The 11,109-nt window shown below is 72.0% G+C and carries 8 protein-coding genes; 1 reads left to right on the forward strand and 7 read right to left on the reverse strand.

Annotation, left to right across the window (positions count from 1 at the left end; translation table 11 throughout):
• Positions 1-89: 89 nt before the first annotated feature.
• On the forward strand, positions 90-1,064 hold the full coding sequence (locus ACFV46_RS20810; RefSeq protein ID WP_385499126.1) for a LuxR C-terminal-related transcriptional regulator: 975 nt from the start codon (positions 90-92) through the stop codon (positions 1,062-1,064).
• 46 nt (positions 1,065-1,110) lie between these two features.
• Here the strand turns inward: ACFV46_RS20810 and ACFV46_RS20815 are convergent, their stop codons facing one another.
• The 7 genes from ACFV46_RS20815 to ACFV46_RS20845 all read right to left on the reverse strand — a co-directional run bounded on the left by ACFV46_RS20815 (position 1,111) and on the right by ACFV46_RS20845 (position 10,936).
• The gene (locus tag ACFV46_RS20815; RefSeq protein ID WP_376727639.1) at positions 1,111-1,698 is read right to left on the reverse strand and encodes a TIGR00730 family Rossman fold protein; all 588 of its coding nucleotides are present in this window, start codon (positions 1,696-1,698) and stop codon (positions 1,111-1,113) included.
• Between the two features lie 56 nt (positions 1,699-1,754).
• The gene (locus ACFV46_RS20820; protein ID WP_361929185.1) at positions 1,755-3,161 is read right to left on the reverse strand and encodes a Zn-dependent hydrolase; all 1,407 of its coding nucleotides are present in this window, start codon (positions 3,159-3,161) and stop codon (positions 1,755-1,757) included.
• Positions 3,158-5,113, reverse strand: a complete 1,956-nt coding sequence (locus ACFV46_RS20825) for a S9 family peptidase (RefSeq protein WP_385499129.1) — start codon at positions 5,111-5,113, stop codon at positions 3,158-3,160. The genes ACFV46_RS20820 and ACFV46_RS20825 overlap by 4 nt, the downstream gene beginning before the upstream one ends.
• Positions 5,114-5,130: 17 nt before the next feature.
• On the reverse strand, positions 5,131-7,092 hold the full coding sequence (locus ACFV46_RS20830; protein ID WP_385499130.1) for a M13-type metalloendopeptidase: 1,962 nt from the start codon (positions 7,090-7,092) through the stop codon (positions 5,131-5,133).
• Entirely contained in the window at positions 7,089-8,360 is a 1,272-nt protein-coding gene (locus ACFV46_RS20835; protein ID WP_385499133.1) for an MFS transporter, read from the reverse strand. The genes ACFV46_RS20830 and ACFV46_RS20835 overlap by 4 nt, the downstream gene beginning before the upstream one ends.
• 52 nt (positions 8,361-8,412) lie before the next feature.
• On the reverse strand, positions 8,413-9,612 hold the full coding sequence (locus ACFV46_RS20840) for a cupin domain-containing protein (RefSeq protein ID WP_385499135.1): 1,200 nt from the start codon (positions 9,610-9,612) through the stop codon (positions 8,413-8,415).
• 133 nt (positions 9,613-9,745) lie between these two features.
• The gene (locus ACFV46_RS20845; RefSeq protein ID WP_376727643.1) at positions 9,746-10,936 is read right to left on the reverse strand and encodes a cupin domain-containing protein; all 1,191 of its coding nucleotides are present in this window, start codon (positions 10,934-10,936) and stop codon (positions 9,746-9,748) included.
• Between the last annotated feature and the right edge of the window lie 173 nt (positions 10,937-11,109).

Below are 11,109 nucleotides of genomic sequence, written 5' to 3' on the forward strand. Positions count from 1 at the left end.
TTTGACTGCCGAGCGCGACCGGTACTCAATTCCGGACCATCGACTTGGGGCTGCCGAATTAGATGCTTCACGTTCTGGGTCTTGACGCCGTGACGGAGTCCGTCTACAAAGCGATGCTCGCGCATCCTCGCAGTGGTGTCGCCGGCCTCTGTTCGCTTCTCGGGCTTCCCGAGCGCGAGCTGCGGGAGGCGCTCGACAAGCTCAGTGGGCTGGCCCTGGTCCGTGCCTCGACCGAGGATCCGAGCCAGCTGTACGCGGTCAGCCCGCACGTCGGCATGGAGCTTCTGCTGGCCCAGCAACAGGCCCAGCTCGCCGCCCAGCAGGAGCGGCTGGAGGCCAGCCGGGCGGCCGCGGCGAGACTCATCCTCGAATGCGACGGTCAGCGTCACACCGGCTCCTCGTCCGCGGGTATCGAGCATCTCGAAGGCCTCGACGCCATTCGCGACCATCTCGCGACCCTGCACGACAAGGTCACCGACGAACTCCTGACCTTCGCGCCCGGCGGCCCCCAGACGTCAGCGAACATGCAGGCGTCCCGCCCTCTCAATCAGCAGTTGCTGGACCGTGGCGTGCGCATGCGCACGATCTATCTGGAATCCATTCGTTTCTGCCCCGACACCATGAAATACGCCCGCTGGCTCGCGGAGCAGGGCTGCCAGGTCCGGACGGTTCCCTCGCTCCCCAACCGGATGATCATCTACGACCGGGAAGCCGCGATTCTCGCCACCGACACCGACAACACCGCGGCCGGGGCGGTGCAGGTGTCGTCGCAGGGGATGATCGCCTCGCTGCACGCCCTGTTCGAGAGCGTATGGCAGTCGGCCGATCCCTTGGACGCAGTGAGACCACCAGATCCTGGCGGCCTCACGCGCCAGCAGTACGAAGCCCTGAGACTACTGGCCACCGGTTCCACGGACGAGGCGATCGCCAAACGTCTCGGCGTCTCCGCCCGTACCGCCCGGCGGATCGCCCATGGGCTCATGACCCATCTCGACGCCCGCAGCCGGTTCCAGGCGGGCGTCTACGCGGTCCAGAAGGGGTATCTGCCGGCGCTCCCGGACTGACACAGCAGAAACGATTTCCCGGGTATGTCCCGCACCTGAGGGCAGGTCAGGCCGGAACCAGGGCGGCCGCCGGCTCGGGGAATCCGCACAGCAGCAGGGCCTCCTCGGGCGTCCGGGCGACCTGGACCAGACGCCGTTCGTGCTCACCGAGGAAGCCCTCCGCGACGAGGTGGTCGAGCATGGCCAGCATCGGGGTGAAGAAGTCCTGGTGATTCAGCACGACGATGGGCTTCTCCATCAGCGACAACTGATTCCACGTCATCACCTCCATCAGCTCGTCCAGCGTGCCGATGCCGCCGGGCAGCACCGCGAAGGCGGACGACAGGCGGTACATCAGGGCCTTGCGCTCGTGCATCGAGCGGACGACGAAGATCTCCCCGGGCGCCTTGTCGGCCCGCTCCCTCTCGTGCAGGCTGCGCGGGATCACCCCGGTGACGCTGCCCCCTCCGTCCAGGACCCCGGCGGCCACGGCGCCCATGACGCCGACACCTCCGGCGCCGTAGACCAGGTCGAGCCCGCGGCGGCCGATCAACTGACCGAATTCCCGGGCGACATCCGTGTAGGCGGACTGCACGCCCGGCCGGGCGCCGCAGAACACGGCGACGCGTTCGCACTTGCTGAGCCTGGGTTTCATGGCATCTCCTCTGTGGTGGGGCCGTCTCGGACTGTTCCCGCGAGCCGGCCGTGGGGTTATGCGCCGCGGGCCTGTTCCCGACGCGGACCGGACCCGGGGGCGGGGCGGTCGCTGAGACCGGTGACACGCAACGCCGTACGCAGCAGCACGCGTGCGCCGGCGACCAGGTCGGCCGGGGCCGTGTCCTCCTCGGGGACGTGGCTGATCCCGCCGATGCTGGGCACGAAGATCATCCCGATCGGGGCGATGTCGGCGACCATCTGCGCGTCGTGTCCGGCACCGCTGGGCAGGACCTCGTGCGAGAGCCCCAGTTCGTCCGCGCTGCACGCGATCGCCGCGCGCAGCACCGGATCGGTGGACACCGGGTCGGAACGCGTCTCGGCGACCACCTCGATCTCGGTACCGGTGGCCGCGGCGATCGTCCGCAGGGTCCGGCGCAGCGTCTCCTCGGCCGTGGCGACCCGCCACACGTCCGTGTCCCGCAGGTCCACGGTCAGCCGAACGGATCCGGGGATGGTGTTGGGGGTGTTGGGGTGGAGGTCGAGCCGTCCCACCGTGCCGACGCGGCACAGTCCGCGGTCCCGGGCGATGTGCTCCACAGCCAGCACCACCCGGCCGGCCGCGGCGAGCGCGTCCTGGCGCCCGTCCATCGGACTGGTGCCCGAATGCCCGGCGGCGCCCCGCACCTCCACCGTCAGCACGGCACGGCCGGTGATCGCGTCGACCACCCCGATCCGGCTGCCGCTGCGCTCCAGCACGGGCCCCTGCTCCACGTGCAGTTCGAGGTAGGCGGCCACCGAGCCGTGCGGCCATCCGGCGCTGCCGAGCGCGTCCAGGTCGCCGCCGGCCAGCCGCAGGGCCTCGCGCAGCGGACGTCCGTCGTGGTCGCGCGGCTCCCGGGGCAGCGCGGCCAGTCGTCCGGCGATGGCCATCGAGCCCCAGAACGGCTGGGGGAACAGCGCCCCCTCCTCGTTGGCGAAGGCCACCGCCAGCGGCTCGTAGGGCAGGTGGACACCGCTGTCCGTGAGGGTCTGCAGCACCTCCAGGGCGGCCAGCACCCCGTAGGCGCCGTCCAGCCGTCCGCCGTTGACGACGGTGTCCAGGTGCGACCCCATCATCAGGGCCCTGCGCTCGCCCGGGTGTTCACCGAGCCGGGGCCGGGAACGCACGATGAGGTTGCCGGCGGCGTCGACCTCGGGGACCAGCCCCGCACCGCGGGCCTCGTCCATCAGAAAGCCCCGCGCCTCGCGGTCGGCCGCGCCGAAGCCCTCCCGGGTGATGCCGCCCGTCCGCTCGTCCAGACCGATCCGGCCCAGTGCGTCGATCCGGCCGAGCAGCCGGTCCGCGTCGATGTCCAGGGACAGCGGCCGGTCCGTCCCGTGTACCAGGGTGTCGCCCATCCGTACGTCCTCCCGCTCGGGTCGTAGGTCCGCGAGGCCCGCCATGTCGGCGAGGCCGCTCACAGGTGCCGCTCCCACCACTCCAGGACGGCCTCGAAGCGCGCCAGCCGATGGCTCGGCAGCCCGGTGCGGGACATGTCGTGCCCCTCGCCCGGGAACAGGAGCATCTCCACGGGGACGCCCCGCACCTTCAGCTCCGTGAACAGGCGCTGGGCCTGCTCCGGCGGGCAGTGCCGGTCCTCCTCGGACTGGATGAGCAGCATCGGCGTGGACATCCGGTCCACGTACGTCAGCGGGCTCTGCTCCGCCCAGCGCGCCCGGTCGGCGCCGTACAGCGAGACCGCGAGGTCGGCTCCGTCGTCGCTGGTGGCGGCGTAGCTGTCGATGGCGTACAGCCCGCGTTCGCCGATCATGGCCCGGAACCGCTCGCCGTGGTGGGCGTTGAGCCAGGCCGCCATGTAGCCGCCGAACGAGCCGCCCATCACGCCCACCCGCTCGCCGTCCAGGTCGGAGGAGTCCAGCGCCGTGTCGAGGATGGCGAGCAGATCGGTGGCCGACCTGCGCGGCAGGTCGTCGCGGACGTACGCGCCGTGCGCCTGACCGTAGCCGGAGCAGCCGCGCGGGTTGCCCAGCACCACCGCGTAGCCGGCACTGGCGTACACCTGCGCCTCGTCGAAGGCGGCCGGTCCGTTGAGGGTGTAGCCCCACTGTGTGTAGGGGCCGCCCTTGATCTGGAAGATCACGGGGTGCGGGCCGGGGCCCTCGGGGCGTACCACCCAGGCGTGCAGGGGATAGCCGTCGGGGGCGTACGCGGTGAACTCCTCCATCGGCAGAAGGCGTCCGCGTGCGGTGAGTTCGGCGCCGTACGGGGTCAGCACGTGCTCGGTGCCGTCCCGCCACACCAGCAGGTCGCCGGCGCTGCCGGCACTCGCGACGACGGCGACGACGGTGGTCCCCTCGTCGGACTCGGCGACCGCGTAGCCGTTCACCTGCCGCCGGCCGGTGACGACCGGGCGGGGCTCGCCGCCGTCGTAGGGCACCAGGAGCAGGTTGACCTCGCCACGGTGGTCGCCGGCGAAGTACACACCGTCGGCGGCGGGCTGGATCATCTGGCTGGCGAAGCTGAGGTGGTGGGCGTCACCGGTCAGACGGCGCGGCACCACCGGCCGGGCCGGCTCGTCGTCGGCGGGCCGCACCGGCACCGACCACAGGCCGTAGCTGGCCGTCGCGCACGAGTTGTTGTTCTTGTCCAGTTCCGCACCGCAGAAGACGACCGACGCACCGTCCGCGGCGAAGCGCGGTGTGAACAGGTACATCCCGCCGTGCGTCAGCGGCCGCAGCCCGGTGCCGTCGGCTCCGACGGCCCACACGTCGTTGCGGGAGTCGTCGCCCCGCTCGTCGTGCCGGGCCGTCACGAAGGCCAGCGACGAGCCGTCGGGGCTCCAGGCCAGGTCACCGTGGTCGTAGTCGCCGGCGGTGAGCTGCAGGGGCGGGGCCTCGAGGTCGAACGGGTCGGTGACGAAGACCTGACGGGGGCGGTCGTAGGTGTAGCCGAAGCCGTCGAGCTGGTAGACGAGCGTCGTGACGCGGCGGGGCCGTTCCTGCTCGGCCGGGCCCTGGTAGCGGCCGGGGGCGGGCACCCGGCTGGTGTAGGCGATCCGGGTCGAGTCCGGGCTCCACACCGGCTGCCCCGCGCCCATCGGGTGGTCGGTCACGGGGTGGGCCTCGCCGCCGCCCCGCATCGGGAGGAGGTGGATCTGCGCGCGGCCGTGCGCGCCGGGCCGCAGGAAGGCCAGGTGACGGCCGTCCGGTGAGAAGACGGGCGCACCGTCGTAGGGGCCCTGGGTGATGCGCCGGGTCGGGGTCGCACCCGTGGTGTCCACGATCAGCAGCTCGGTGGTGTAGTCGTCGCCGGCCAGGTCGGCGCGGGTGACCTCCACGACGGCGTGGACACCGTCCGGTGAGAGCGTGGGGCGCCCGAGGACGGGCAGCAGGTCGATGTCGGTGGGCAGCATGTCGGGTCCTCACAGACTCACAGAAGGGTGAAACGCTGTGCCGGGTCGATGAACAGGCCGTCCCCGGGGCGCACGTCGAAGGCGTCGTAGAAGGCCTCCACGTGTCCGAGCACCCCGTTGCAGCGGAACTCGGCCGGCGGGTGCCGGTCCGACGCGATCCGCTCGGCCATGCGGGCCGCGGTGGTGCGGGCGCGCCACATGGTCGCCCAGTGCGCGAAGAAGCGACGCGACGCTTCGGGGTCGGTCGTGCCGGTGTGGGCGACGAACGCCGCGTGCGCGACGGTCACGCCAGCGATGTCGGCCATGTTCTCGCCGACCGTGCGCGTCCCGTCGACGCGCAGCCCGTCGAGGCCCTCGGGCTCGTAGCCGTCGTACTGGGCGACGAGCAGCCGGGTGCACCGGGCGAACTCGGCCCGGTCCTCGGGTGCCCACCAGTCCCGCAGCCGGCCCCGGCCGTCGTAGCGGGAGCCGCGGCTGTCGAAGGCGTGGGCCATCTCGTGGCCGACGATCGCGCCCAGCACCGCGAAGTTCCGCGCGGGGTCGCCCGCGGGGTCGAAGACGGGCGGCTGGAGCAACGCGGCCGGTACGACGACCTGGTTGAGGCCGTGGCGGTAGTACGCGGTGACCTGGTGGGGGTGGATCTTCCACTCCGAGCGGTCGACCGGGGAGCCGAGCCGGGCGAGTTCACGGGCGGTGTGCAGGGACCGGCCGCGCTTGACGTTGCCCAGGAGGTCGCGCGGGTCCACGTCGAGGGCGGCCTCGCCGCCGGTCCGGGCGCCCTCGGGCCGGCCGATCCCGAAGACCATGTCCGCCAGCTTGCCCAGGGCGGCGTCCCGGGTCGTGGACGACATCCAGGGGGTCCGCCGCAGCCGGGCGCGGTAGGCGTCCACGAGCGCGCCGACCAGGGTGCGGGCGGCGTCGACGGTGCCGGGGGCCAGGTGCTCGGCGAGATACCGTTCGGCGACGGACTCCCCGAGGAACGTCTCGACGAAGGAGATCACGCGCAGGCGGCGCGGCCGCGGCTCGCTGAAACCGTTGAGGGTACGTCCGTAGAAGGCGAAGTTGTCGGCGAAGACCTGGCGCGGCCCGAACGGCACCATCTCGTGCACATAGCGCCAGGACAGCCACAGGCGCAGCTCGTCCAGGCCGGTGTCCCGCCACCACGCGCCGAGGCCGTCGGCGAAGTCCGGGTGGCGCAGCCGGACCGTGGCGCCGGCGGGTACGTCACCGAGTCCGCGCAGCCACGCCGCCCACGGGAACCCGTCCTGCCGGGCGGCGAGCGCGGCGACCGTGCCGGTCCACGGGCGTACCGGTGTCCGGTTCCCGGGCTGTGGAACGGTGTGCCGGGCGGCCAGTCCGTTCTCCAGTGCCACGACGTCCCCGGCCGCCCGGGCGGGGTCGGGCAGCCCGGCGTGGGTGAACATCACGGCGATGTGCCGCGTGTACTCCGTGAGGAGTCCGGCCCGTCCGTAGTGGCCGGCCGACGGCAGACCGAGGCCCGCCTGGGAGAGGGTGAGGACGTACTGGTCGGCGCGCACGGTGTCGACGCCGACCGAGAAGTCCCAGGCGCCGCCGATCCCCTGGGCCTGGAGTCGCCCCATGACCTCGGCCAGGGCCTCGCGGTCGGCGGCGTCCCGGACGGCGGCGAGATCGGCCGCGAACCCTCCGGCGGCACCCAGTTCCTCGATGCGTTCCTCGTCCATGAAGCTGGCGTGCAGGCCGGCGATACGGCGGTCGGCGCCGCTCCGCCCGGGGTGGGCGACGGCGTGGTGCACGACCCGCTCCACGTTGTCCTGCACCTTGTCCGCCAGCAACGTCAGGGTGGTGGCCTCGGCCCGGTGGGCGGGAAGGACGTAGCGGTCCGTCCAGCGCCCGTTGACGAAGCGGTAGAAGTCGTCCTGCGGCCGCGAGGAGAGGTCGGGTTCCGTGCCGCTGGGCAGATACGCCGGCGTCGATGCCGGGTCCGAGGCCACCGTCATCGCGCGGCCTCGCTCAGCTGCGGGGCGGGCGTCTTCGCGTCGGTGTTGCGCAGCACGCCCTTGGCGAAGACGGCCAGGGCGGCGAGGGCGAACAGGCCGGACGCGAGGAAGCCGTAGCGCGGCGTGGTGAAGCTGAGGATCGCGCCGCCGATCAGGTAGCCGAGCGCGGGTCCGGTGTTGGACACGGCGCCGAGCGCGGCGAAGGCGCGGCCGCGGTGGGTGTCGGGGACGCGGACGTTGAGCAGGATGTGGGTGACCGTCGCCTGGGCGCCGTTGCCGATGCCGCCGAGGACGTAGAACGGCAGGATCCACCAGACGCCGGGGGCCAGGCCGGTGCCGAGGACGGCGACGCCGATGCAGAGGAACGTGCCGATCAGGATGGCCTCGTGGCTGAACCGCTTGACGCGGCGGACCAGCATGCCGCCGGGGATCAGGCCCAGCATCCAGGCGGACATGATCAGGCCGAAGGTCTCCTCGGAGGCGCCGAACGTCTCACGGACGTAGAAGACGATGAGGACGTTGATGATGCTCGCGGCCGCCATGACCGCGCCGCTCAGGATGAGCACGGCGGTCAGGAAGCGGTCGGAGGTGACCTTGTAGGGGGCGTCGGCGGCGCCGCTCCCCGCGCTGTCCTTCCCGGCCGCCGCGGCGTCCCGGCCCTTGTGCAGCCGGGTACGGATGAGCAGGCCACCGGCGACGACGGCGGCGAAGCTGAGCGCGTCGATGAGCAGCGGCACGGTCACGCCGAAGCGGCCGATCAGGAAGCCGGCGATGCCCGGTGCGGCGACCATGCCGGCCATCGCCCAGGTCTGGGAGATGGAGGAGGCCCGCGGGACGTTCTCCTTGCCGACGATCGCGCTGGGCAGCGAACCGAACACCGGGTGCGTGAAGGCGAGACCGGCGGACAGCAGGGCGGACAGGGCGATCAGGACGGCCGGCGAGGTCCAGATCGTCATCGCCACGCAGATCAGCGCCTGCATGCCGCCGACCGCGACGATGAGCGTGCGGCTGTCGAAGCGGTCGGCGAACCTGCCGGTCAGCGGTGACAGCAGGACCGGCGGCACGGTCGCGGCCAGCAGGAGGGCCATGACGGCGTAGGAACCGGCGCCCTGGGCCTGGAGCTGGAGGGCGATGGCCGTCTCGGCGGCGATGTCGCCCGCGAAGGACAGTCCTCGCATGCCGGCGAGGATGTAGACGTCACGCCATGCGCTGCGGGAGACCGGCGGTGGCCCGGTCTCGGTGGTCGGTGCTGTGGTGTCGGTGGCCATGACGGCTCACTTCCTCTCGACGTGGGGGACGGGGCGGTGCACCGGCTGCGGGCTACCGCGACGCTCCGGGGGCGGCGCCGGCCGGTTCGAGGACGCCCAGCCGGGCGAGCCCGCGGGCGACGCCGAGGGACCGTGCCTCGGGGACTCCGGGGAAGAACGTGGCCGCGGTGACGGCCTGTTCGCCGTCGAGGGCGCGCAGCGCGTCCGCGACGGCGTCCGGCACGTTCAGGTGGTGGCCCGCGACGTGCAGGCCGGTCTTGCCGTCCGCACTCGAGCCGATCTCGACGGCGGTGGTGGTGCGGCGGACGAGGGTGTCCGGGCCCAGCGCGTCGACCGCGGCGAGCCGGGCGAACTCCCGGCCGTGGACCGCTCGCTCGCGGGTGCGGCCGACGTCCGTCAGCCGTGCCGCCTCGGTGACCGCGTCGAGGCGCGCGAGCCGCTCGCCCAGCAGGGCCAGTCTGCCCGCGAGCGCGGCGACGGCCGCCCCGCCCCCGTCGGTCAGGTGCGGGACGGCGTGGAAGTCGTCGCCCTCGACGAGCGCGGCGACGGTGTCGGTCAGCAGATGCCGCCAGCGGCGCGGCTCGACCCCGACCGACAGATGGAGGGACAGCTCGCTGCGGGCGGACGCCGCGTGCGGGGTGCCGTGCGGGACGTACAGGACGTCGCCGGGCTCCAGCGTCACCTCGATGACGGGCTCGCCCAGCTCCTCGGGCGTGTGGGAGCCCTCGTCGCCCCGGCGCTCGTCCGGGGTGTCCCACACGCGCCACGTCTTGGTGCCGTCCACCTGGACGACGAACACGTCGATCGAGTCGTGGTGCGGGGAGAAGCCGTCGGTGCGGGCCGGGGTGACGAAGACGACGACCTCGGCCGGGCTCGCGAAGGCGTCGGTGAACGGCTCCGTCAGCCGGCGGGCCGACGGCAGGACGTGGTTGAGGGAGTTCCAGGTGACGGTGCCGCCGGAGCGGAACAGCTCGTACACCTTCTCCGGGTTGAGGGCCTCCGCGAGGGCGGCGCCGCGCGCGACCGTGCGCGTGTAGGCGCCGGACGGCACGCCCTTGCCCCCCTTCGTCACGCGCAGGTAGGACGGCGGGACCGTCTCCAGCGCGAGGAGGTCGTCGAGGTGGCGGACCGAGGGCAGGCCGTCCAGCCGGCCGGCGAGCGCTCCCCTGCGCAACAGCGGCTTCCGGTTGAAGTACTGGGCGAAGAAGACGTCCCTGTCGCCGACGAAGTCCTCGAATGAATAGATGTCCACGCTCTCCTGCCTCCTCCTGATGGGTCGGTGTCCGCCCGCCTCTCCCGCCGGTGTGCCCGGGCGCGCCGGCGATCCCGTCGCGGGCCCCTGGACACGGGACCCGCGACGGTTCGCGAGGGGTACCGGCGGCTCCTCAGCCGGCCTGGGACAGCTCGAAGACACCCAGCCGGGTGAGTCCTTGGGCTGCCTTGGCCGAGCGGAGCGCGTCCACACCGGGGAACACGTGGGACGCCTCGATCTCCGCGTCCGGGCCGAGCGCGGCCAGGGTTTCGGCGATCGGTGTGGGTACCGCGATCTTGTGCCCCTTGACGACCAGCTGGGTGCGGCCGCCCTCGTCGTCACCGAACGTCAGGTCCACGCCGCCGCGGCGCAACCGCGTGTCAGGGCCGATGTCGTCGGTGTCGGCGATGTTCTGGAAGGTCGTGCCCTTCGAGCTGCCGTCCAGGTGCCGGCCGGTGTCGGCGAGCCGGTCGAGCTCGGCCGCCGCGTCGACGGACTCCAGACGTGCCACCAGCTCCTGGATCTTGTCCTTGAAGACGGCCTCGGCGTCCGCCTCGCGCCACTCGCCGATGTGCGGGTACGCGGTGAACACCTCGGCCGTCAGGACCTGTTCGAAGGTCTCGCGCAGCAGGTCCCGCCACATGCGCGGTCGCATCATGATGGACAGGTGCAGTGACGCCTTGTCCTCGGCGGTCGCCGCGTGCGGGGTCCCGTAGGGCAGGTACAGCACGTCGCCGGGCTGGAGCGAGACCTCGATCTCCGGTTCGCCGAGCCCTTCCAGCGTGTACTGGGCGTTGTCGCCCAGGCGCGGGGTAGGCGGGTTCCACAGCTTCCAGTGCTTGGTGCCCTCGAGCTGCACGATGAACAGGTCGACCGGGTCGTGGTGCGGCGGGTAGCCCTTCTTGCCGGCGGGCGTCAGGAACGCGACCGTGTCCGTGCGGACGGCCATCTTCTCGGTGATGAGGCGGGTGAACTCCCGCATCCCCGGGTCGATCTGGTTCAGCGAGCACCAGGTCACGGTCGCGCCGGCCCGGAAGAGCTCGTAGATCTTCTCGGGGTCCACCACGTCGGTGATGGTCTGCCCCTGCACGACGACGTTGCGGCTGTAGCCCTGCTCGGGCACGCCGTTGCCCTTGAGGTTGACCTTGATGTACGGGGGCCGGATCACCTCGAGGTTCACCAGCTGGTCCAGCTTGCGCAGCGAGAGTATGTCGCGCGGGTCCCCCGGCACGGCGTTCTTCCGCAGCATGGGCTTCTTGTTGAAGTACTCGGTGAAGAAGACCTGTTCGTCTCCCACCAGGTCCGCGAATGCGTGGTCCGCCATGCCTGCCTCTCAATGAACTCGAATGTCGAATGTGACGGGGAAGCCGTGATGGTCCTGCGGCTCGGTGCCGGGCGAGGGGCGGCGCCCGGGGGCGCCGCCCTTCTCCTCTTCGCTACTTCAAGAACAATTACTGGATGTTCTTGTAGTACGAGGTGGCGAGCAGCTCCTCGGCC

This window comes from Streptomyces sp. NPDC059852 (assembly GCF_042731455.1).
Taxonomy (GTDB): Bacteria; Actinomycetota; Actinomycetes; order Streptomycetales; family Streptomycetaceae; genus Streptomyces.

Coding starts and splice junctions, on each gene's coding strand:
- ACFV46_RS20825 (WP_385499129.1), bottom strand. CDS start 5,113: ATGCTGCCCACCGACATCGACCTGCTGCCCGTCCTCGGGCGCCCCACG.
- ACFV46_RS20835 (WP_385499133.1), bottom strand. CDS start 8,360: ATGGCCACCGACACCACAGCACCGACCACCGAGACCGGGCCACCGCCG.
- ACFV46_RS20845 (WP_376727643.1), bottom strand. CDS start 10,936: ATGGCGGACCACGCATTCGCGGACCTGGTGGGAGACGAACAGGTCTTC.
- ACFV46_RS20830 (WP_385499130.1), bottom strand. CDS start 7,092: ATGACGGTGGCCTCGGACCCGGCATCGACGCCGGCGTATCTGCCCAGC.
- ACFV46_RS20815 (WP_376727639.1), bottom strand. CDS start 1,698: ATGAAACCCAGGCTCAGCAAGTGCGAACGCGTCGCCGTGTTCTGCGGC.